At 67.9% G+C, this 22,311-nt stretch carries 20 protein-coding genes; 14 read left to right on the forward strand and 6 right to left on the reverse strand.

Going from position 1 to position 22,311, the window contains the following annotated elements; translation table 11 throughout:
* Nucleotides 1-4 precede the first annotated feature (4 nt).
* From ACFQB0_RS05430 to paaZ, 8 genes are all read left to right on the forward strand, one after another.
* Nucleotides 5-2,341 (forward strand): hypothetical protein, encoded by a 2,337-nt coding sequence (locus tag ACFQB0_RS05430; protein WP_386728527.1) that lies wholly within the window; start codon nucleotides 5-7, stop codon nucleotides 2,339-2,341.
* 31 nt (nucleotides 2,342-2,372) lie between these two features.
* Nucleotides 2,373-4,592: an FAD-dependent oxidoreductase gene (locus tag ACFQB0_RS05435; protein WP_386728530.1), complete on the forward strand. Its 2,220-nt coding sequence runs from the start codon at nucleotides 2,373-2,375 to the stop codon at nucleotides 4,590-4,592.
* Nucleotides 4,589-5,455, forward strand: a complete 867-nt coding sequence (locus ACFQB0_RS05440) for an NAD-dependent epimerase/dehydratase family protein (protein WP_386728533.1) — start codon at nucleotides 4,589-4,591, stop codon at nucleotides 5,453-5,455. The genes ACFQB0_RS05435 and ACFQB0_RS05440 overlap by 4 nt, the downstream gene beginning before the upstream one ends.
* A gap of 33 nt (nucleotides 5,456-5,488) precedes the next feature.
* The gene (locus ACFQB0_RS05445; RefSeq protein ID WP_386728535.1) at nucleotides 5,489-7,660 is read left to right on the forward strand and encodes an alpha-galactosidase; all 2,172 of its coding nucleotides are present in this window, start codon (nucleotides 5,489-5,491) and stop codon (nucleotides 7,658-7,660) included.
* Nucleotides 7,661-7,844: 184 nt separating this feature from the next.
* Nucleotides 7,845-8,369 (forward strand): hypothetical protein, encoded by a 525-nt coding sequence (locus tag ACFQB0_RS05450; RefSeq protein WP_386728537.1) that lies wholly within the window; start codon nucleotides 7,845-7,847, stop codon nucleotides 8,367-8,369.
* A gap of 200 nt (nucleotides 8,370-8,569) precedes the next feature.
* Nucleotides 8,570-9,316, forward strand: a complete 747-nt coding sequence (locus ACFQB0_RS05455) for an enoyl-CoA hydratase/isomerase family protein (RefSeq protein WP_386728539.1) — start codon at nucleotides 8,570-8,572, stop codon at nucleotides 9,314-9,316.
* Nucleotides 9,313-10,191 (forward strand): 3-hydroxyacyl-CoA dehydrogenase family protein, encoded by an 879-nt coding sequence (locus ACFQB0_RS05460; protein WP_386728541.1) that lies wholly within the window; start codon nucleotides 9,313-9,315, stop codon nucleotides 10,189-10,191. The genes ACFQB0_RS05455 and ACFQB0_RS05460 overlap by 4 nt, the downstream gene beginning before the upstream one ends.
* Nucleotides 10,188-12,206: a phenylacetic acid degradation bifunctional protein PaaZ gene (paaZ, locus tag ACFQB0_RS05465; RefSeq protein WP_386728544.1), complete on the forward strand. Its 2,019-nt coding sequence runs from the start codon at nucleotides 10,188-10,190 to the stop codon at nucleotides 12,204-12,206. The genes ACFQB0_RS05460 and paaZ overlap by 4 nt, the downstream gene beginning before the upstream one ends.
* A gap of 22 nt (nucleotides 12,207-12,228) precedes the next feature.
* Here paaZ and ACFQB0_RS05470 read toward each other — a convergent pair whose 3' ends face one another.
* Nucleotides 12,229-12,849: a TetR/AcrR family transcriptional regulator gene (locus ACFQB0_RS05470; RefSeq protein ID WP_386728546.1), complete on the reverse strand. Its 621-nt coding sequence runs from the start codon at nucleotides 12,847-12,849 to the stop codon at nucleotides 12,229-12,231.
* Nucleotides 12,850-13,004: 155 nt separating this feature from the next.
* Here ACFQB0_RS05470 and paaA point away from each other — a divergent pair, with 155 nt between their 5' ends.
* From paaA to ACFQB0_RS05500, 6 genes are read left to right on the forward strand one after another with little or no spacing between them, the layout of a single operon-like run.
* Complete coding sequence (gene paaA / locus ACFQB0_RS05475; protein ID WP_386728547.1) at nucleotides 13,005-14,015, forward strand: 1,2-phenylacetyl-CoA epoxidase subunit PaaA; 1,011 nt, start codon at nucleotides 13,005-13,007, stop codon at nucleotides 14,013-14,015.
* Nucleotides 14,012-14,320 carry a 1,2-phenylacetyl-CoA epoxidase subunit PaaB gene (gene paaB / locus ACFQB0_RS05480; RefSeq protein WP_386728549.1) on the forward strand — a complete coding sequence of 103 codons (309 nt, stop codon included), beginning with the start codon at nucleotides 14,012-14,014 and terminating at the stop codon, nucleotides 14,318-14,320. Before paaA ends, paaB begins: the two co-directional genes overlap by 4 nt.
* Nucleotides 14,321-14,370: 50 nt before the next feature.
* On the forward strand, nucleotides 14,371-15,159 hold the full coding sequence (gene paaC / locus ACFQB0_RS05485; protein WP_386729666.1) for a 1,2-phenylacetyl-CoA epoxidase subunit PaaC: 789 nt from the start codon (nucleotides 14,371-14,373) through the stop codon (nucleotides 15,157-15,159).
* Between the two features lie 5 nt (nucleotides 15,160-15,164).
* Nucleotides 15,165-15,704, forward strand: coding sequence for a 1,2-phenylacetyl-CoA epoxidase subunit PaaD (gene paaD, locus ACFQB0_RS05490; RefSeq protein WP_386729669.1), 540 nt, complete (start codon nucleotides 15,165-15,167; stop codon nucleotides 15,702-15,704).
* Between the two features lie 8 nt (nucleotides 15,705-15,712).
* Nucleotides 15,713-16,828: a 1,2-phenylacetyl-CoA epoxidase subunit PaaE gene (gene paaE, locus ACFQB0_RS05495; protein WP_386728552.1), complete on the forward strand. Its 1,116-nt coding sequence runs from the start codon at nucleotides 15,713-15,715 to the stop codon at nucleotides 16,826-16,828.
* Between the two features lie 15 nt (nucleotides 16,829-16,843).
* Complete coding sequence (locus tag ACFQB0_RS05500; protein WP_386729672.1) at nucleotides 16,844-17,629, forward strand: enoyl-CoA hydratase/isomerase family protein; 786 nt, start codon at nucleotides 16,844-16,846, stop codon at nucleotides 17,627-17,629.
* A 48-nt stretch (nucleotides 17,630-17,677) separates the two neighbouring features.
* Here the strand turns inward: ACFQB0_RS05500 and ACFQB0_RS05505 are convergent, their stop codons facing one another.
* The 5 genes from ACFQB0_RS05505 to ACFQB0_RS05525 all read right to left on the reverse strand — a co-directional run bounded on the left by ACFQB0_RS05505 (nucleotide 17,678) and on the right by ACFQB0_RS05525 (nucleotide 22,151).
* Nucleotides 17,678-18,991 (reverse strand): dihydrolipoamide acetyltransferase family protein, encoded by a 1,314-nt coding sequence (locus ACFQB0_RS05505; protein WP_386728554.1) that lies wholly within the window; start codon nucleotides 18,989-18,991, stop codon nucleotides 17,678-17,680.
* A gap of 5 nt (nucleotides 18,992-18,996) precedes the next feature.
* Complete coding sequence (locus tag ACFQB0_RS05510; RefSeq protein ID WP_386728557.1) at nucleotides 18,997-20,010, reverse strand: alpha-ketoacid dehydrogenase subunit beta; 1,014 nt, start codon at nucleotides 20,008-20,010, stop codon at nucleotides 18,997-18,999.
* Complete coding sequence (gene pdhA / locus ACFQB0_RS05515; RefSeq protein ID WP_386728559.1) at nucleotides 20,010-21,128, reverse strand: pyruvate dehydrogenase (acetyl-transferring) E1 component subunit alpha; 1,119 nt, start codon at nucleotides 21,126-21,128, stop codon at nucleotides 20,010-20,012. Before pdhA ends, ACFQB0_RS05510 begins: the two co-directional genes overlap by 1 nt.
* A 111-nt stretch (nucleotides 21,129-21,239) precedes the next feature.
* Complete coding sequence (locus ACFQB0_RS05520; RefSeq protein WP_386728561.1) at nucleotides 21,240-21,764, reverse strand: Lrp/AsnC family transcriptional regulator; 525 nt, start codon at nucleotides 21,762-21,764, stop codon at nucleotides 21,240-21,242.
* Nucleotides 21,765-21,794: 30 nt separating this feature from the next.
* On the reverse strand, nucleotides 21,795-22,151 hold the full coding sequence (locus ACFQB0_RS05525; protein ID WP_386728564.1) for an NAD(P)H-dependent flavin oxidoreductase: 357 nt from the start codon (nucleotides 22,149-22,151) through the stop codon (nucleotides 21,795-21,797).
* Nucleotides 22,152-22,311: the final 160 nt, after the last annotated feature.

Raw genomic sequence — 22,311 nt, forward strand, 5'->3', positions numbered from 1 at the left:
GAACATGGCACAGTCGCCGTCCGAACCGCTTCACCCATCGCGCCGAGCGATCCTGACCGGCGCGACCGCCGGTCTCGCCGGGTTGCTCGTCCCGGTCGTCGTCGACCGCTCGCAGGCCGTCGCCGCGCCCGTCATCCATCTCGCCTCCGACGGCATCCAGCTCGACGTGGACGCCGCAGGCGTCCTCACCTTCAAGGACGGGAACGGTGTCGACCGGATCACCGTTCAGCACTTCATGATCAAGGATGAGGTGCTCGGCCAGCAGCGCACGTACGGTGGCACTCCGGTGCTCGTGACCGCGCAGGGAGGAGGACAGGCCGCGCAGATCACCTATGCCATGGCCGGCTCCGCCTCGGCGATCAGTGTCGTCGGGACGATCGAGCTGACGCCCGGACGGGCCAGGTTGCGCTGGGCGGTCGGCGGGAGCACCACGCTGATCCCGACCGGTTTCATGTTCTCGCGGGCGATGGTCGGGGCGAGTGCCGCCGAGCAGTACACCCCGCTCACGCTGTGGAACCGCGACGGCGGGGGTGGCATCCCGTTCGAGACCAACGATGGCGGGGTATACCAAGAGACCTTCGACACGACCCGTGCCTATTTCAGTCTGGCCAGCACGAACCCCCGCTACACCAACGCGAGCTGGGTGCACGCGCCGGCCACGACCAACGGCGGCGTCTCGACCACGGACGTCTCGCTCGTGCTTGGCGAGATCCGGCCGGCGGCGGCGAAGACGGTGGCGGCGCGACGTGCGCTCGGGATCGACACCTGGACGGAGCAGCCATTCAACATCTGGGAGGACGCTACGACGCCGATGGTGGTGCGGACCCAGCTCAGCAACGGCGCCGCCGCCGCTGTGACGGCCGCCGTGACCTTCTGGGCGAAGGACTTCGGCGGGGCTTTGGTCGCCGACGAGACCGTCCAGCTGACCATTCCGGCGGGCGGGGTCGTCGATCATGCGTTCACCGTGGCCCAGCCGCGCGAGGGAATCACCTTCGTCGAGGTGAAGGCCGTGCACGGTGCCGACGAAGCCCTCGCCAGAACCACGCTCGCCATCCTGACGCCGTACTCGTATCAGGCGGGCGAGGCGAGCATCTTCGGCATCTCGAACTACGCTTGGCTGCACGAGCCGTCGGTCGCTGCCGTCGTCGGGCTCCTGCAGAAGATCGGGGTGCGAAGGGTGCGCATCGCGTACGCGCCGGGAAACCCGATGGGCTACACGGCAGGCCTGTCGCCACAGATCCTCGACGGTGCTGGAATCGATCACAACACTCAGCTCGGCAACATCCCGATCGATGGAACGCCGGCGGAAGGCGAAGCCTGGGCGTTCACCAACACGTCCAGCGCCATCGCATCGGGGGCCAAGTACTTCGAGGTCGGCAATGAGCTCAACAACCCTTGGATGCAGGGGCTGAAGGCCCAGCAATACGTCGACCAGGCACTCGCCCACGTCCGGGCGCAACTCACCAACGCCGGTTCGTCGATGAAGATCCTGAACGCTGGAACAGGGGGGATGGACTTCGTCTGGATCGAGAACCTCAAGAACGCGGGAGGCTGGGACCTCATCGACGGTCTCGCGATCCACCCCGGCCGTGGCAACTTCACTCCCGATTACGCCCCGGATCCTGCGGAGTGGGATCCGGGCGCCAATGGGAAATACTGGAACTTTCTCGGCTCGCTCAAGAAGGCCAATGAGATCATCGCGAGCTACGGCGGGAACAAGGAGCTCTGGCTCACGGAGGCGTATGCGTGCACCCGGCCGAACGCCTGGTGGAACGACACCCTGCGGCACGCGGCTGAGAACGTGATCCTGTCGATCGCGCTGGCGCTTTCGCAGAACGTCCGCGGGGTCAACTGGTACCAGTTGCACGACAGCGTGCTGTTCCACCCCCAGGAGGCCGATCCGGCGAACCCGGAATACCACTACGGGCTGATGAACCGGGACGCCTCGGCGAAGCCGTCCCTCCTCGCCTTCGCCACCGCGGCGCGGGCCTTTGACCAGGCCACGTTCGTGCGCGAGTTCGCCTTCGCCGACCCCGAGATCCACGGACTGCAGTTCGTCAACCCGGACGGGCTGTACCTGGCCGTCCTGTGGAGCCGGAAGGACGGGTACATCCTGAACGCCGACCACGGCAACACGTCGTACTACGCAACACCGGAGGCCTGGGTCGACCCGTGGCCGACGAAGACCACCATGACGCTCCCCGCCGTCGGATCGAGCGTTCGGCAGGTCGACGTGATCGGGAACGAGACCGTCATGCCGGCGGTATCCGGCTCGGTGCAGCTCACACTCGATGGCGCGCCCCGGCTGTTCTGGGGACTCGCGGCGGACTGCGACGCCTGACGAAAGGATCAACGGAAATGGACAGGGAAACGTGAACGAAGAGCAGTTCGTCTCTGACGTGACCGTGATCGGCGGCGGACTCGCCGGGGTCTCGGCCGCGATCGCCGCCGCACGCAACGGGCGGAGCGTCGCCCTCGTGACCAACCGGCCGGTGCTCGGCGGCAACTCGTCGTCCGAGGTGCGGGTGTGGGTCGTCGGCGCGACCGCGCACGGCTACAATCACAACGCCCGCGAGGGCGGCATCATGGGCGAGCTCTTCGTCGAGAACCAGTACCGCAATCCGGACGGCAACCCATACCTTTGGGACGCGCTCATCTACGAGAAGGTGAGGGCGGAGGAGAACCTCACTCTCTTCCTGAACACCGACGTCCGCATCGTCGACGCGTCCGGTCCGGATGACGACCGGACGATCACCTCGGTCACCGGCTGGATGATGGGCTCGGAACGGCTCATCGAGTTCAGCGGCCCGATCTTCGTGGACGCCACCGGCGACGGGCTCGTCGGGTTCCTGGCCGGCGCAGATCATCGCATCGGCCGGGAGGCCCGCTCTGAGTACGGCGAACCGTGGGCCCCGGAAGTCGCGGACGACGTGACGCTCGGCAGCACCCTGCTGTTCTACACCACGGACGCGGGGCACCCGGTGAAGTTCGTACCACCCGCCTTCGCGAAGGATCTCAGCACGACATCGATCCCGCACAACCGGATCATCTCGGCGGGGGACAACGGGTGCGCATACTGGTGGATCGAGTTCGGCGGTGAGCTGGACACCGTGCGGGACAACGAGGCGATCCGCGACGAGTTGTGGTCGGTGATCTACGGGATCTGGGATCACATCAAGAACTCGGGCCAGTTCGACGCCGATCGCATGACGCTCGAGTGGGTCGGTTCGCTACCGGGCAAGCGGGAGTACCGGCGGCTCCTCGGCGACTACGTGCTCACCCAGAACGACATCATCGAGCAGCGGTTTTTTTCGGACCAGGTGGCGTTCGGAGGCTGGTCGATCGATCTGCATCCTCCTGGCGGCATGTACGCTTCCGAAGAGGGGGCGAAGCAGCGCTACGCCGACGGCATCTATCCGATCCCTTACCGCTCGCTCTACTCCCGCAACGTGCGGAACATGCTCATGGCCGGCCGCAACGTCTCCGCGTCGCACGTCGCGTTCGGCTCCACCCGGGTCATGGCGACCTGCGCGACCATCGGGCAGGCTGTCGGGACGGCGGCAGCGCTCGCGGTGGCCTCAGGCCTCCGACCGAGCGAGCTCGACGCGACCGAACTGCAGCAGAATCTGTTGCGGGACGATGGCTCGATCTTCGGCATCGCCGAGGAGCCGGGCACCTCGATCGCGTCGAGGGCCTCTGTGACTGCGTCGAGCAGCCTCGCCCGGCTCGAGGTGCGCGGAACCGGGGAACGGTGGCCGCTGATCAAGGATGCGGCTATTGTCTTCCCCGTGGAGGACGTGCTGAGCGGCTTGGCGCTGCAGCTCAGCGCAGCTGCTCCCACCGAACTGCGTTTCACGCTCTCCACGCCGAGCCACGATCAGAACTATGTGCCGGGCGAGGTGGTCGCCCAGGGGACCGTCACCGTTGGGGCGGGGCATGGGCAGTGGATCGCCATCGACCCGGACTGGCAGCCGGACGGTGCGACGAATGTGTTCCTCCAGCTCCACGCCGAACCGGAGATCAGCCTCGACCTCGGCGCGGAGCGGCCACCCGGCACCTTCTCCCTCACGCGGAAGGAACTCCTTCCCAAGCACGAGCGCCCGCAACCGCTGCGCGAGTGGTCGGATCGTCCGTTCCTGCGGCGAAGCTTCCGTTTTCGTGTCGACAGTGAGGCCCCGTTCCAGCCCGGAAAGGCCGTGAACGGTCTCCTGCGACCCTTCGCAGGACCGAACATGTGGGCCTCGGCCGACTTCGCAGAGGACGCGGAACCGTGGATCGCCCTGCGCTGGGCCGACGAGGAGCGTATCTCCGTCGTCGACCTGGTGTTCGACGACGACGTCAACGAGGACCTCATCAATCTCCATCACCACCGGACCCCGTTCGAGGTGATGCCATCCCTCGTCCGGGACTACCGACTCGAGGCGGAGGCCGCCGGGGTGTGGACGGTTGTGGCGGAGGGACGCGACAACCGGGTGCGCCGCGTTCGACACGTGTTTCGCGAGGCGTTCCGCGCCACGGCGCTCCGCCTGGTGATCGAGTCGAGCAACGGCGAACCGCGCGCCCACCTGCAGGCCTTCCGCGTGTACGCATGAGGGTTCTGGTCACCGGGACCGCGGGCCGGATCGGCCGCGCGGTGATCGACGAGATCCACCGGCGGGGCGACCTCATCACCGCGCTCGTGCTGTCTGATCCCGGGGACCTCGGCGTCGATGCTGTCGTGGTCGGCAGCGCGAGCGACCCCGGTACCGTCCGGATGGCCGTGGACGGGGCGGATGCCGTCGTCCACCTCGCGGCGTTTCCGACCCCGCTCGACCATGAGCCGCTCGAGGTGTTCGCGTCGAACACCCAGTTGACCTTCGCCGTGCTTGACGGCGCCGGCGCAGCCGGGATCCGGCATGCTGTCATCGCGAGCAGCTTCGGCGCGACGGGAATGCCGTGGTCGAGCGCCGTTCACTCGCCGTCGACGCTGCCGCTGACCGTCGACTCTGCCACGGTGGTCGAGGACCCGTACGGACTCTCGAAGCAGGTCGACGAGCTCACCGCGACCATGATGTCCAGGCGGCACGGCATGTCTGTCGTCTCGCTTCGATTGCCGTTCGTCGGCATGCCGCACGATCGCCTGGAGGAGCATGCGAGAGAACTGGCGGCTCACCCCGAACGCGGCATCCGCGATCTGTGGAGCTACTTGGACACGAGGGATGCCGCGAGAGCAGCCGTGCTCGCGCTCACACCGTCGATCACCGGCTCGCACACCCTCTACGTCGCGGCTGAGACCACCGCAGCGCCGTACCCGACCGAGACCCTGCTCGCGGCGTTCCACCCGGCATCACGGTTGTCCAGGCCACTGCCCGGCCGTACCGTGCCGCTCGACCTCGGCGCTTCGCACGAGTTTCTCGGCTTCCAGGCCGTGCACGAGCTTGAGCTGCCGACCATCGCCGATCTTCCGCTCCGCTGATCGCGCGAGCCCGCAGAACCCGAAGGGACACCCGTGCAGCACCCCCCAGGAATCGTCAGCCTCGAGGCCGGAGGTGTGGCGCTGCTGCTCGACTGCCGGGACGGCGCCCTCCCCGCCGTCGTGCACTGGGGCTTCGCTCTCGGCGAACACAGCGACGCCGAACTCGTGGCAATGGCTGACGCCGCGGTGCCACTGGTGGTCTCGAACCTGGTCGACGAACCCATGCGAGTGTCGATCCTCCCGGAGCATGCGAGCGGCTGGGTCGGCCGCCCCGGGCTGGTCGGAAGTCGCTCCGGAACGGCATGGTCGCCTTCGTTCGAGGTGTCGTCGGTCGAGCTCGACGACGGAGCGGTGACGGATGGAACTGTCGTGGTGCGCGGAACCTCCTCGGCTCTCATCACCGCGGTCGACCGCGAAGCCCGGCTGGGGCTCGAGCTGACGATCGAGCTCGCACGGTCCGGCCTCCTCCGGCTGCGGGCCTCGGTGCGCAACGACGCCGACGAACCGTACGCTGTCGACGAGCTCAATCTTGTGCTTCCGACGCCGCTCGGGGCGGACGAGGTTCTGGACTTCGCCGGCCGATGGGGCAACGAGCGTGTGCCGCAGCGGCAGCGGATGGGCATCGGCACGCACCTACGGGAGGGTCGAAAAGGGCGGACGGGGGCCGACGCCGCGACGCTGCTGTGCGTCGGGAGCGAGGGGTTCTCTTTTCGAGAAGGCGATATCTGGTCGATTCATCTGGGGTACTCCGGCAATCACCGGCACTATGCCGAGCGATTGTTCCACGGTGTGCAGGTGCTCGGCGGCGGCGAGATCCTCTTGCCGGGCGAAGTGTCACTTGGTCGCGGCGAACGTTACACGAGCCCGTGGCTCTACGCCTCATACGGGCGGGGGCTCGATGAGGTGGCCGCGCGATTCCACGATCATCTGCGCGGGCGGGAGGGGAGGACGGTGCGCCCTCGTCCTGTCACTCTCAACGTGTGGGAGGCCGTCTACTTCGACCACGACCTCGAGCGGCTCAAGCGGCTGGCCGGGACTGCAGCCGACCTCGGCGTCGAGCGGTTCGTGCTCGACGACGGATGGTTCAGGCGCCGTCGCGACGACTCCGCTGGCCTGGGGGATTGGTATGTGGATGAGGAGGTGTGGCCGAATGGGTTGGCGCCGCTCGTGGACCACGTCCGATCTCTCGGCATGGAGTTCGGCTTGTGGTTCGAACCCGAGATGGTGAGTCCGGATTCGGACCTCGCGCGGGCGCATCCCGAGTGGATCATGGCCACCGGCGGCCGGTGGCCGGTGGCGTCCCGCCGGCAGCAGGTCCTGAACCTGGGATTGCCGGATGCCTACCGCTGGGTGAAGGACCGGATGCTGGCGATCCTCGGCGAATACGACATCGGGCACATCAAATGGGACCACAATCGTGACCTGATCGAGGCGGGCACGCAGCCGGGCGGGGCGCCAGGTGTGCACGCGCAGACGCTCGCCACCTACCGGCTGATGGACGAGCTGAAGCTCGCGCATCCGCTCCTCGAGATCGAGGCGTGCTCCTCCGGCGGGGCGCGGGTGGACCTCGGCGTGCTCGACCGCGCCGATCGGGTGTGGGCATCGGACTGTATCGACCCGCTCGAGCGCCAGCGGATCAACCGATGGACGATGCAGCTCATTCCCCCGGAACTGGTCGGCTCGCACGTATCGTCGGAGCGCTCGCACACCACGGGTCGCCGACACGATCTCGCCTTTCGGGCCGGCACCGCACTCTTCGGGCACTTCGGCGTCGAGTGGGATCTCGACACCGCGAGCGACGCCGAGCGCGCGGAACTCGCCCGCTGGATCGCGCTGTACCGACGCGAGCGTGGACTCCTGCACTCGGGCCGGGTGGTACGGATCGACACGGCCGACCCGACCCTGTGGATCCACGGCGTCGTCGCTCGGGACCGCTCGGAGGCGCTGTTCGCCCTGGTATACCGTGGTCGGTCGACGGTGTCGCCCCGCGGGCGCTTCACTCTCGCCGGACTCGATCCCGACCGTCGGTACAGCGTCGAAGCGGTGCCACCGGGCGACCGGCCGCACGGCCTGGTCTCCCCGCACTGGCTGTCCACTCCCGAGCCCTCGGTGTACTCCGGCCGCGCGCTCGAGCAGGTCGGACTGCAGACGCCAGAAGCCGATCCCGAGCAGCTACTCGTTTTGCGGGTGGCGGCCGGACCCTGAACCCTGTAGCGTCCGAGCTCGCCCAGGCCGCCACGCCCCCGTCCTGCACCTCGGTGGGCCCGGCGGCAGACCTGAAGTCCTTTCTCGCCGAACGCAGAGCCACAGTCCTTGACCGGCACAGGGGAGCGGAACACAATAAGGGCAGCCGACCCCGGTGTGATTCACGACTGCAAGGAAGAGGACGATGACCGACTCGAACCAGTTCGCCCCCGATCTCACAGCTCATGCTCCCGGCGCCCCGGCGACGGCGCCCCCCGGTACTCCGGCAAGTCTTCCGCCTCTCCTCTCACCAGGCGTCACCGTCGTGGCCCCGGCATCGGCCGGCCCACGATCCGACCAGAATCTGCGCTTCATGCTCGTGGTCGTCATCGGAGTGCTCGTGCTGTTCGTCGCCTTCGGTCTGCTCGTGCTGTTCAGCCCGAGTGACACGAGCATCGCGGCACTCGCCGTGATCGCGACCCCGATCGCCTCCATGGTCGCGGCTTATTATGGCATCACACTCAGCGTCCAGCAGGTGCGCAATGAGAAGGCCGACAAGGACCGGGCGATCGAACGGATGGTGGAGGCCGAGGTGGCGTCGAAGGAGGCCGATGTCTGGGCTGCGCAGATGGAGTCGGCTCTGCGGGTCGCCAAGGTGAAGCTCGATGCCGCCGGAGTCGACTCGCTCGACGTCATGCGCGCCGCGGGAGTCGGGGACGACTTCTTCTAGACGTTTGCGCGCTCCGACACGGCTATGACATGCTTTACAGAACGAACGTTCAGTTAGTAATGACCGTAGCGAGGTGATGGAGCCATGGTCGAGGCGTTCCTCGTCGGCGGCGTCCGCACGCCCGTCGGCCGGATATGTGTCGGGGTCGGGCAGAGTGCAGCGCTGCCCGCGGAGCGCGTCTGATGCCACCTGGCTCGCGGATGCCCGTTTCACCAGGCCTGTTCGTCGATGAGCGCGCCGACCGGGTTCATGTGCGCCTGCATCGCCCGGAGACGCGCAACGCGATCGACCAGGAGACGGTCACCGCTCTGCACGCCGTCTGCGCGGCCCTCGAGGAACATCCACGCATCCTCGTCGTCTCGGGGAGCGACGGCGTGTTCGCATCCGGAGCCGACATCGCCCGGTTGCTGGAGCGACGGCGGGACGACGCCCTCGCAGGGATCAACTCCGGGCTGTTCGTGCGCGTGGCCCGACTGCCGATGCCCGTCATCGCGGCAATAGACGGCTGGGCGCTTGGAGGAGGTGCCGAGCTGGCGTATGCGGCCGACTTCCGCATAGCATCGACGACCGCGCGCCTCGGGAACCCAGAGACCTCTCTCGGCATCATCCCCGCAGCTGGCGCCCTGTGGCGATTGCGCGACCTCGTCGGTGAGCCGCTCGCCAAGGAGCTCGTGCTCGCGGGGCGGGTGCTGAACGCGCAGGAGGCGCTCACTGCCGGTCTCGTCACCTCGGTTCATGAGCCAGACGAGCTGTCTGCCGCTGCAGACGCCCTCGCAGACCGTATCGCCGCGAACGACCCCCTCGCGACCCGTCTCGCCAAGGAGGTCTTCCACGCGGCGGCGGATGCGCATCCTCGCGCCGATGACGAGGCGCAAGCCCTGCTCTTCGAGTCCCCGGCCAAATTCGAGCGGATGACGGCGTTCCTGGAGCGGAAGGGCAAGCGATGAGCGAGGGGGTGACTCGCGTGCCAGCGGTCGTCGGTGTGCTCGGCGGCGGGCGGATGGGGGCCGGCATCGCGCACGCCTTCCTGCTCGCGGGAGCCGAGGTGACGATCGTCGAGCGCGATGCGAGCGCGGCGAACGCCGCCAGGGACCGGATTCTCGCGAGCGTGGCGAAGAGCGAGGCGGCCGGCGGCCTCGTCGAGAGCGCCGGACAGCTCGTGAGCCGCGTGCGGGTGGCATCCGACCTCGCGGCCCTCACACCCGCCGATCTCGTGATCGAGGCGGTGCCGGAAGACCTTGCACTCAAGCGGGACGCGCTGCGCAGAGTCGAGGAGACCGTCGCCCCGTTGGCCTGGCTCGCGACAAACACCTCCTCGCTGTCGATCGGTGCGCTCTCATCCGTGCTCGACCGGCCGGAACGCTTCCTCGGGATGCACTTCTTCAACCCCGTCCCCGTGTCAGAACTGGTCGAGCTCGTCACCGGTCCCGACACCGATGCGGAACTCGTCAGCCGTGCGCGGGGCTGGGTCCTGGCCCTCGGCAAGACCGCCATCGTCGTGGCGGATGCTCCCGGGTTCGCCTCGTCGCGCCTCGGCGTCGTCGTCGCGCTGGAGGCCATCCGAATGCTCGAAGACGGCGTCGCGACCGCCGAAGACATCGACACAGCCATGGTGCTCGGCTATCGCTTCCCGGTCGGGCCGCTGCGGCTCACAGACATCGTAGGACTCGATGTGCGACTCGGGATCGCGGAATACCTGAACGTCTCGCTCGGCGAACGTTTCGCCCCTCCCCGGTTGCTGCGCGACAAGGTCGCGCGCGGGGAGCTCGGCCGCAAGAGCGGGCGCGGCTTCTTCGATTGGGAAAGGACACCCATCGCATGACTCTCCTCGTACCCAGTTTCGTCAAGGACGCCTGGTGGTCACCGAGCGACGATGAGCAGGCCGTCGGCGTGTTCGACGCGAGCACGGGGGATCCCGTCGCCCGGGTGAGCGCACACGGCATCGACCTCGGCGCCATGGTGGAGTACGCGCGCACAGTTGGACAGCGCGAGCTCGGCCGGTTCACCTTCCACCAGCGTGCGCTCATGCTCAAACGGCTCGCGCAGTACCTGTCCGGCGTCACCGAGGAGCTCTACGAGCTCTCCACCCGCACGGGGGCGACTCGCAACGACTCGATGATCGACATCGACGGCGGAATCGGCGTGCTCTTCACCTTCTCGTCGAAGGGGCGTCGCGAGATGCCGAACTCGCAGGTTTACGTCGACGGTCCAGCCGAACTGCTCTCCCGCGACGGTTCCTTCCTCGGACAGCACATCTACACCCGCATCCCGGGTGTCGCGTGCGAGATCAACGCCTTCAATTTTCCCGTATGGGGGATGCTGGAGAAGTTCGCGCCCGCGTTCATCGCCGGCGTGCCGTCGATCGTGAAGCCGGCGACGCCGACCGGCTACCTCGCCGAGGCCGTCGTGCGTCACATGCTCGAGTCCGGCATCCTGCCGGACGGATGCGTGCAGCTCGTCTCGGGCGGCGCCCGCGAGCTGCTCGACCACCTCGACGCGCGCGACCTCGTCGCGTTCACCGGTTCGGCGACCACGGCGCACGCGCTCAAGGCCCACCCGAACGTGGTGTCGGGCGGTGTGCGCTTCACGAGCGAGACAGACTCGCTCAACGCGGCGATCCTCGGGCCTGACGCGCGTCCGGACACTCCGGAGTTCGAGGCCTTCGTGCGTTCCGCCGTGACCGAGATGACGGCCAAGGCCGGGCAGAAGTGCACGAGCATCCGTCGCCTCATCGTGCCACGAGAGTCGGTGGCGGATGTCGCAGCGGCCGTCGCCGAACGCGTCGGAACCCGGGTGACGATCGGCGACCCTCGCGACGAGGGCGTCACCATGGGACCTCTCGCGAGCGTCGCGCAGCGCGTCGAGGTTCTCGCCGCCGTTCGGCGCCTCGTCGAGGCCGGCGGAGAACTCGTGTTCGGCGACGCGGAGGCAAGCGATGACGCGTTCTTCCGTCCCGTGCTGCTGCGCTTCGACGACCCGGACACTCCCGAGGTGCACGACGTCGAGTGCTTCGGCCCGGTCAGCTCGATCATCGGCTACGAGTCCGTCGAGCAGGCGATAGCCCTGGCCGCGAAGGGAGGCGGCTCGCTCGTCGCGACAGTGTGCACGCACGATCCGGAGGTCGCCCGCACCATCGTGCTCGGCATCGCGGCACACCATGGTCGAGTGCTCGTGCTCGACCGCGACGATGCCCGCTCGAGCACCGGACACGGCTCGCCGGTGCCGCATCTCGTGCACGGTGGCCCAGGGCGGGCCGGTGGCGGCGAGGAGCTCGGCGGCATCCGCTCGGTGCTGCACCACATGCAGCGCACCGCCGTCCAGGGCTCGCCCGAGATGCTCACGTCGATCACGGGACAATGGCACGCCGGTGCGCACACGGACGCCACGGTCCACCCGTTCCGCAAGTCCCTCGCCGAGCTGCGCATCGGAGACACCGTCGCGAGCGGGCTCAGGGAGGTGACGCTCGCCGACATCACGGCCTTCGCCGAGTCGACAGGCGACACCTTCTATGCCCACACCGACGCGGCGGTCGCGGCGGCCAACCCGTTCTTTCCCGGAATCGTCGCACACGGCTACCTGCTCGTGTCGTGGGCGGCCGGCCTCTTCGTCGACCCTGCGCCGGGTCCGGTGCTGGCGAACTCCGGACTCGAGGGGCTGCGCTTCGTCACGCCGGTGTCCCCGGGCGACAGCATCCGGGTCACGTTGACGGCGAAGCAGATCACGCCGCGCGAGACCGAGGACTACGGTGAGGTGCGCTGGGATGCCGTGCTCCACAACCAGCACGACGAGCTCGTCGCGAGCTACGACGTGCTGACTCTCGTCGCCGAGCGGCGCTGAGCGGCGTCGAGCGGCCCCGGTCTCAATGGGACCGCAGCCCGTCGAGCGCGACCGCGAGCACATCCGCCGCGAGCTGGTCAGGCGTGATCGGTCCGCCGGGGCGATACCACTCGACGATCGAGTTGATCATGCCGAAGAGCAGTCGCGTCGTCGTGCGCGAGTCGATGTCGCGGCGCAGGGTTCCCTCCGCGCGCGCGGCGTCGACCAGGTCTGCGACGGTGCGGTCGAAGGCGCGCCGTCGCTCCAGCGCCTGTCGCTCGACATCGGTGTTGCCACGCACGCGCAGCAACAACGTGACGGACGGCAGACGCTCGCACAGCACGACGACGGCCTCGCGCAGCACGAAGGTGAGGCTGGCATCGGGGGCGCCGGTTCGCGCGAGGGGCTTCTCGAGGATGGCCTCGAGACCGCCCAGCGCGTGGTCGAGCGCGAGCGCAAGCACCTCTTCCTTGCTCGTGAAATGATGGTAGATGGCCGACTTGCTCGTGCCCAGACGCTCGGCGAGCTGTCCCATCGAGGTGGCGTCGTAGCCGTGCTCGTTGAACAGTTGCACGGCGATCTCGAGCACGCTGCCCTGGTCGTAGCCCGGTCGGCCGGCGCGCGGTGCGCGTTCAGCGGTTCCCGACTTCGTCGTTCCTGTCATCTCGCGCCTTTCCGCTGTGCGAGGTCGGCCGGGCGTCTTCGGGAGACTCCGGCCGGCTTGACCCCTCGTGTCTGCCAATGTTAGCCTAAACGAACGGTCGGTCAGTATTTCTCGGCGATCGATCTGAAGCTCTTTTCGGCGTGGACGGAGACACCATGACGGTCCCGACAGCGGCCAATGCTCCGGCGTTCGCGTCGTCCGCCGGCCCGGACGACGCGGATGGCCGGACACGGTTCGAGGAGCTCATCGCGGCAGACGACCGCGTCGAGCCGAGCGACTGGATGCCGGAGGCCTATCGCAAGACGCTCGTGCGTCAGATCTCCCAGCATGCCCACTCCGAGGTCATCGGGATGCAACCGGAGGCCAATTGGATCGGCCGTGCCCCGAGCCTCAAACGCAAGGCCATCCTCATGGCCAAGGTGCAGGACGAGGCCGGTCACGGGCTCTACCTGTACTCGGCCGCCCAGACGCTCGGAACCGACCGCGACACGATGTTCGAGCAACTCATCGCAGGCTCGGCGAAGTACTCCTCGATCTTCAACTACCTCACACCGACCTGGGCCGACATGGGTTCGATCGGCTGGCTCGTCGACGGCGCCGCGATCTGCAATCAGGTGCCGCTCTGCCGTGCCTCCTATGGGCCGTACGGCCGCGCCATGGTGCGCATCTGCAAGGAGGAGTCGTTCCATCAACGGCAGGGGTTCGAGATACTGCTGAGCCTCATGGCTGGAACGCCGGAGCAACGGGCGATGGCCCAGGAATCGGTGAACCGCTGGTATTGGCCGGCGCTCATGATGTTCGGTCCGCCCGACGACGAGTCGCCCAACTCGCAGCAGAGCATGGCCTGGAACATCAAGCGTCTCAGCAACGACGGACTCCGCCAACGCTTCATCGACATGCTTGTTCCGCAGGCCGAGGTGCTCGGCGTGACTCTTCCCGACCCCGATCTGCGCTGGAACGAGGAGCGCGGTCATTACGACCATGGACCGCTCGACTGGGACGAGTTCCACGAGGTGCTCGCCGGCCGCGGACAGGCCAACGCCCAGCGCCTCGAGCGTCGTCGCCAGGCGCACGAGGACGGTGCCTGGGTGCGCGAGGCAGCGAGAGCGTACGCCGAACGGATGGCGGCACGCCGGGAGGAACGATTCGAGAAGGTGGCATCGTGACGAGCCCGGGCGACTCCGGCGGACGCGAGCGGTGGCCGCTCTGGGAGGTCTTCATCAGGTCGTCCCGCGGCCTCTCCCACGTGCACGCCGGATCGTTGCACGCTCCCGACGCCGAGATGGCCGTGCGTAACGCTCGCGACGTCTACACCCGGCGCAACGAGGGCGTCTCGGTCTGGGTGGTTCCGTCGAGCGCCGTCACTGCTTCCGACCCAGACGCCCGCGGGGCGTTCTTCGAGAGTCCGCAGGGGAAGGACTACCGGCACGCGAGCTATTACACGCTCGCCGAAGGCGTCAAGCACCTCTGAGTGCGCGACGGAGGAGACGGGGGAGAGGACAGGTGAGTCAGAGGATCGCCATGGGCAACGCGCTCACTCCCGAGGACATCGTGCGCGACGGACGGAAGGCTCCGTCGGACGTCGCAGAGTACGCGCTGCGTCTCGGCGACGACGCCCTCGTGCTCGCGCAGCGGCTCGGCTGGTGGATCGCCCGTGCTCCGGAGATCGAGGAGGACATCGCCCTGGCGAACATCGCCCTGGACGAACTCGGCCACGCCCGCTCCTTCCTCAGCTATGCAGGAAGCGCATGGGGCAAGAACGAGGACGACCTCGCCTACTTCCGCGACGAACCGGAGTGGCGCAGCGCGCACATCTTCGAGTTGCCCAACGGCGACTTCGCCCACACGATCGTGCGCCAGTTCGCCGTCTCCCATTTCCAGTGCGAGTTGTACGCACGTCTTGCCGCATCGGCCGATGAGACCCTCGCGGCGATCGCGGCGAAAGCGGTGAAGGAGGTCGACTACCATCGCGACCACAGCGTTCACTGGCTGCTCCGTCTCGCGCTCGGCACCGAGGAGTCCGAACGTCGCACCCGGATCGCCCTGGACGACGTCTGGCCCTACGTCGATGAGCTGTTCCGCGACGACGCTCTCATCGACGCCCTGCCGCACGTCGCCGTGCGACCGTCGGAGCTTCGCCCATCATTCGACGCGGCGGTCTCATCCGTTCTCGCGGAGGCCGGTCTCGAGTCATCGACGCGTTTCACGGCGCGTGGGGGCGGACGCGACGGCATTCACTCCGAGCATCTAGGCACTCTGCTCGCGGAGATGCAGGTGCTCGCCCGGCAGCACCCAGGGTTGAGCTGGTGACCGCCGTGCAACCGAGCATCGTTCCCCCACGCAGAGCCGAGGTCGTCGCATTGAGGCCACGAGAGGCGACGACCGCCGCCGTCTGGAGGCTCGTCGCGACGGTCGCCGACCCCGAGATTCCCGTTCTGACGATCGAAGACCTCGGCGTCTTGCGTTCCGTCGGCGTCGACGGCGATGCGGTGACGGTCGAGATCACACCCACCTACTCCGCATGTCCCGCGATGGACGCCATCCGTGACGACCTCGTCTCCGTGCTCGAAGCGAACGGCTATCGAAACCCGACGGTGCGCATCGTGCTCGCCCCGGCCTGGACGACCGAGTGGATGAGCGCGACCGGGCGCTCCAAACTAGAGAGCTACGGTATCGCCCCGCCAACGGGATCCGCCCCGGCCGGTGCCGTCCCGCTCGGCTTCGGTGTGCGCTGCCCGCGCTGCGGATCACTGCATACCCGTCAGCTCAGTCGTTTCGGCTCGACCGCGTGCAAGGCGCTCTATCAGTGCCAGCGCTGCCAGGAGCCCTTCGACCACTTCCGGGACCACCGATGAGACCACTGATGAGCGGCGCCCGCGCCACCAAGCCCCGCCGGCGAGCTCGCTTCCACACACTCACCGTGAGCGGCATCCGACAGCTCACCGACGACGCGATCGAGGTGACGTTCGCCATTCCTCCCGAACTCAGCGGTCACTACGACTACGACCCCGGTCAGTTTGTGGCGATCCGTGCCGACGTCGACGGCGTGGAGCTGCGGCGCAGCTACTCGATCTGCGCCGCACCGGCGCCGGGTGAGCTGCGGATCGCGATCAAACACGACCTCGGAGGCGCGTTCTCCACCTGGGCCAACATGTCGCTGCGTGTTGGCGACGAGCTCGACGTCATGAGTCCAGAGGGCGCCTTCACGACCGAGATCGGGCCGGGGGTCGAGAAGCACTATGTCGCGGTCGCCGCAGGCTCTGGGGTCACCCCGGTGGTCTCGCTCGCGCACAGTGTGCTCGAGCGCTCACCGGAGTCCCGGTTCACGCTCGTCTACTCCAACCGCACCGCGCTCGACACCATGTTCCTCGAGGAGCTCGCCGACCTCAAGGACACGTATCCGGCGCGGCTCGCACTGCACCACGTCCTGACCCGCGAGACCCGGAGCTCGCCGCTGCTCTCCGGCCGGATCGACCACGCCAAGCTCCAAGCGATCCTCACGCTGCTCGTGCAGCCGGAGAACGTCGACGAATGGTTCCTCTGCGGCCCTTTCGAGCTCGTGCAGCTGTGTCGCGACACGCTCGCGGAGATGGGCGTCGCCTCCGAGGACATCCACTACGAGCTCTTCACCACGGGGCGTCCTGAGGCGCCGGAGGGGTCGCATGGGCGTCCGGTCCTCGAAGACGCCGGGGGAGCGACGCATGCGATCACCTTCACGCTCGACGGTCGCACCGCGACCGTCACGACACCCGTGCACGGCCGCGAGAGCGTGCTCAATGCTGCCCTGCGGGTGCGGCCCGACGTGCCCTTCGCCTGCGCGGGCGGGGTATGCGGCACCTGCCGCGCCACACTCGTGAGCGGGACGGTCGAGATGGAGGAGAACTACGCGCTGGAGCCGGAAGAGCTCGAAGCCGGCTATGTGCTGACCTGTCAGTCGCTTCCGACGAGCGAAGCGGTGACCGTGAACTACGACGCCTGACGGAGGACCATGAGCATGATCGATTTGAACATCGTCGACGAGGTGGCCGAGGTCGTCCTTCGTGCTCCAGACCGGCTCAACGCGCTCGACGAGGAGGCCTTCGCGGAACTCGGAGCAGCATACTCGCGTGCAGTCGGCGCCGAGGTTCGAGCGCTTGTGCTGCGTGGCGATGGGCGCGCTTTCTGCGCCGGACGCGACATCTCGCACGTCGACCCGGCCGTCGACGACGCATACGGTTTTCTGGCGGATGTCGTGACGCCCGTGCTGCGGCAGATGAGTGCGTTCCCCGCTCCGACCTTTGCCGCGGCACACGGTGCATGCCTCGGCATCGGACTCGGTCTGCTCATCGCGACGGATGTCGTCTACGTCGCGGCGGGTGCCACGTTCGGCTCCCCGTTCGCCCGGCTTGGCGCCACCCTCGACTCCGGCGGGCACGCGCTCTTCTTGGAACGGCTCGGCGCCCACCGCACCCTCGACCTGATCTACACGGCCGACCTCATGTCGGGCTCCGATGCGGTCGCTGCCGGGCTGTTCAGCCGGGTGCTGCCGGACGACGAGGTTCTCGCATTCACGCGGGGCAAGGCTTCGGCCGCGGCAGCCGGGGCCACCGACGCATTCCGGGCGAGCAAGACCATCGTCGCCCGCCTGCGTGACGAACGGATCGGCTTGTGGGAGTCGATGGAGCTGGAGGACCGCGCCCAGGGCGAGCTGTGCGCGGGCGACGACTACGCGGAGGGCTTTCGCGCCTTCCAGCAGAAGCGCCCGCCTGTCTTCCACGGGAGGTCGAACTCCATCAGCTAGCGGGATCGCACTGGAACGCGCGCACCTCCTGTGCGCATCGGCAGGAGATCAGAGGTCGCCGAGCAGTCCGATCGGGCGCTCGACGCATCCCGCGACGTAAGTGAGGAACCCCGCCGCTACCCCGCCGTCGCATACGCGATGGTCGAACACGAACGACAACTCGAGAACCTTGCGCACGGCGAGGGCGCCGTCGACGACCCAGGCCCTGTCGATCATGCGACCGATACCGAGGATCGCGACCTCCGGATGATTGATGATCGCCGCGGAGCCGTCGACGCCAAGGGCTCCGAAATTGTTCAGCGTGAAGGTGCCTCCGGTAAGAGCGCTCGGCGCGAAGCTGCCGTCGGCAGTATGCGCCACGAGGTCGGCGACGGCGTCGCGAAGCTGTCGTGTGCTCATGCGCTCCGCGTCGTGCACGACCGGCACCATGAGCCCGCGTGGGGTCTGAGCGGCGAGGCCGAGGTTGATCGAACCGTGCTGGACGATCTCATGCCTCTCGATGTCGAACGTGGCATTGAGCACGGGGTAGCGCTTGAGACCCGCGACGACGAATCGAGCGAGCAGCGCGGTGAGGCCGAAAGGCTCCCCCGTCGCCTGCTCGAGTTGCGTCTTCGCCTCGACGAGCCCGGTCGCGTCGACGTCCATCCACACGGTGGCCTCCGGAATCTCACGGCGTGATGCCGCGAGCCGCTCGCCGGTCACCCGCCGTAGACCCCTGATCGGAATCCGCATCTCTCCGGGTTCGGCAGTCGGCGGCTCGGAGGTGGACGGGGCGGGAGGTGTCTCCTCTCCGAGCCGTGCTCCGAGGTAGTCCTCGACGTCGCTCCGCAGGACGAGCGCGTCGTGACCGGAACCGAGCAGCTGGCTCGCGTCGAAACCGTTCTCCCGCGCGAGACGACGCACGATGGGGGAGATCACGGGCGAGTGGCGTCCCGGGTCGAGGACGGTGTGCCGATGATCGGCGGCCGCCCGACCCGAACGCATCGTCGTCTCGCCGACGGTACTGCGAGCGAAACGACCCGTCGACGGCGCCCTCCTGGCGCGGGTCGACTGCTGCGTACCGTAGCCGATGAGCACCGCGCCGGAGATCTCGTGCTCGATGGACCGTGGCTCTGCGGCTTCAACGGCATCGGCGACCGTGATGATCGGCTGCCCGGCATGCACGACCGTTCCTGGGGCGCCATGCAGCTTCTCGACGACGCCGCCGAACGGGGATGGGAGCTCGACCACCGACTTGGCCGATTCGACCTCGACGACCGGCTGATCGATGGCGACTGCGTCGCCGGGCTGCACGAGCCAGGTCACGATCTCGGCCTCTGTCAGACCCTCACCGAGATCGGGGAGCAGGAACTCGCGGCTCATAGCGGTCACCACTCCCAGGTCGCGAGCGCGGCGAGCACCCGGTCGGCGGTCGGAAGGTGGAACTCCTCGTACTTCGGTGACGGGTAGGGGATATCGAAGCCCGCGATACGCAGGATCGGCGCAGCCAGGTGGAAGAAGTTGCGTTCCGTCAGCCGGGCGGCGACCTCGGCGCCGTAGCCGCCGAACTGAGCGGCCTCGTGGATGACGGCAGCACGCGACGTCTTGCGCAGCGAGGCGCCGACGGTCTCGTCGTCAAAAGGGGAGAGGCTACGCAGATCGACGACCTCGATCGACAGGCCCTCGGCTGTGCCGAGTTCAGCAGCTTCGAGAGCGGTCTTGACGGAAGGCCCGTAGGCGATGAGCGAGACGTCTGCACCCTCGCGCACCACGACCGCGCGGTTCATCGGCGCAGTTCGCACGGGAAGCTCGATGGACGCCTTCGACCAGTATCTGCTCTTCGGCTCCATGAACACGACCGGATCGTCGCTCTCGATGGCCTCGCGCAGCATCGAGTAGGCGTCGGCTGGGCTGGACGGCGTCACGACCGTGAGTCCGGGCGTGTGCGCCCAATAGGCCTCAGACGAGTCCGAGTGGTGCTCGACGCCGCCGATGTCGCCGGCGCACGGGATGCGGATCACGATCGGCAACACCACCCGGCCGCGGGTGCGATTGCGCATCTTCGCGACATGGGAGACGATCTGCTCGAACGCCGGATAGCTGAACGCGTCGAATTGCATCTCGACGACCGGGCGTTTGCCGTACATCGCCATTCCGACGGCGGTTCCGACGATGCCGGACTCCGCGAGGGGAGAGTCCCAGATGCGCTGGTCGCCGAACTCGGCCTGCAGCCCCTCTGTCACACGGAAGACACCGCCGAGCGGTCCGACGTCCTCGCCGAAGACGACGACGTCGGGATTCTCGGCCATCGCGTCTCGCAGCGCGGTGTTGAGCGCGCCGGCCATCGTGACGAGCATCGTCCCGGGCCGGGACTCCCCGGCGTCGACGGTCGCGGTCCCCATCAGACGGTTCCAGAGGCGTGTTCGGCGAGTTCCGCTGCGAGGAACGCGCGCTGCTCGAGGAGGGCGGTACGCGGCGCAGCATAGACCTGGTCGAAGAGTTCGAGCGGGTCCGGGGCGAACGTCTCGTTCATGCTGTCGCGAGCCGCCGCCGCGAGCTCCTCGGCGGCCGCGGCGATCTCGGAGCGCTCGGCCTCGAGCAGCACGCCCTCGGAGACAAGATATCTCTCGAGCCGCTCGATCGGGTCGCGGCGTTTCCAGTGCTCGACGTCCCGCGTCTCGCGATAGCGGCTGGGGTCGTCGGAGTTCGTGTGAGCCTCGATGCGGTAGGTGAGTCCTTCGACGAGGGTCGGGCCGCCGCCGCTCCGGGCTCGTTCGACCGCCCGTCTGGTGACGGCGTACATTGCCGCGACGTCGTTGCCGTCGACGTGGTACCCCGGCATCCCGTATCCGACGGCCTTGTCGGCGAGGGTCGCGGCGTGTGTCTGCCGCGAGAGCGGCACGCTGATCGCGTACTGGTTGTTCTGCACGACGAACACGGTCGGCGTCTGCCAGACCGCGGCGAAATTGAAGGCTTCGTGGGCGTCGCCTTCGCTCGTCGCGCCGTCGCCGAGAAAGGTGAGCGCGACGAGGGGATCGCCTGAGAGCCGGGCGGCGTGCGCGAGGCCGACGGCGTGCAAGGCCTGGGTCGCGAGCGGAGTGCTCTGGGATGAACAGCGATGCGCATACTGGTCGTAGCCGTTGTGCCAGTCGCCGCGGAACGACTGCAGCAGGTCGCGGGGCGTGATTCCCCGGGTGAGCAGCGCGATCGTGTCGCGGTATGTCGGGAAGAGCCAGTCCTCCCGTTCGAGGGCTGCTACGGCGCCGATCTCGCATGCTTCCTGGCCGAGGGCCGACGGGTAGGTCGCGAGCCGTCCCTGCCGGGTGAGCGCGGTGACCTGCGCGTCGAAGCGACGTGCGATGACCATGCTGCGGTACAGCCCGAGCAACGTCGCATGATCGGGGAGGGAGAGTCCGTCGGCCTCTCCGGAATCGACCGCATGACCGGCGTCGTCAAGCAGCCGAAGGGGTTTCTCGGACGGCAGGGTGCGTGGGGTCGCGTGCTCGACATTGAGGCTCATGACGTAATCGTGCGACAACGGTAACCTCACTCGCGAACACGCCACGGCAAGTGTGAACGAATGGCCGGGATCGCTCCTGGACGAGGCCATTCGGCTCGTTAGAAGGCTAGATCAATGCCAGATGTCCAGTGTCTGTGCCGGTGCCTGACCGTCGATCTCCTCCAGAATGAGATGCGAGCGGGTGGATACGACGCCGGGCAGATTGTGGATGTCACGCAGGATCGCTTGGCTCAGCTGCTCATTGTCCGGGGCGCTCACGGTGAGCATGATATCGATGTCGCCGCTGACCGCCTGAACCTTCTCGACGAATGGCAGCGCCGCGAGCTCGACCGCGATCTCCTCCCAGGCGATGTCGCCGATCTTGACGACGACGAGCGCGGTGACATGCAGTCCGATCGACTTGCGATCGATCTGAGCCCCGAACCCTGTAATGACTCCTGTCTGTACGAGATGCTGGAGTCGGCTGTGCGCGGTGGTCCTGGACACGTGCACCCGCTCGGCGAGTGCACGAATCGAGAGCCGAGCATCCTTGCTCAGCTCTGCGACGATCTGCCGGTCGATGGCGTCGAACATCGCCCGCTGAGGCTCGCCGTTCGTGTGCCCGGAACGCGGAGCCTGATCGGAGTGCTGCGTCATCGCCATCCCTGAATCCGTGGTGAGTCCAGACTAGCCGAGCAGGGCCTCCGCATCTCTGACGAGTTCGCGCATCAGTTCGGCGGCGGGGTGCCGTTGCGCCGGCGGAGCGGTCTGCCCGGCCCAGAGCGACATGAGGTCGCCGTCACCGCGGGCGATGGCCTCCGCCTTGATCCCCCCGGTGAGCCAGTTCTGCGCGGGGAACGGCGCCGGGCCTCGGGCGTCCGCGCTCAGCTCTCGGAGCATGCGGTTCGGCACGCCGCGGGCGAGCCGCCCGCTGAACACCCGGGTGAGCACGGTGCACCGAGCGGCCGGGCTCAGGATGGCTTCACGGTGGACATCGCTGGCGGCAGATTCAGAGCAGACGAGGAAGGCGGTTCCGATCTGCACCGCCGAGGCGCCCAGGGCTTCCGACCACCAGGGTGCCCCGCTCGTGCAGCGCCTCGATCGCCTCGACCGGGGGGACGCCGAACACGAAGCTCGCAACGGCCGGCGCCGCATCGAGCACAGCCTCCAACTGCTCCCCGAAGCTCGGCAGGAAGCGATCGGG

Origin of the sequence: Luethyella okanaganae, assembly GCF_042660285.1 — a bacterium.
Taxonomy (GTDB): domain Bacteria; phylum Actinomycetota; class Actinomycetes; order Actinomycetales; family Microbacteriaceae; genus Luethyella; species Luethyella okanaganae.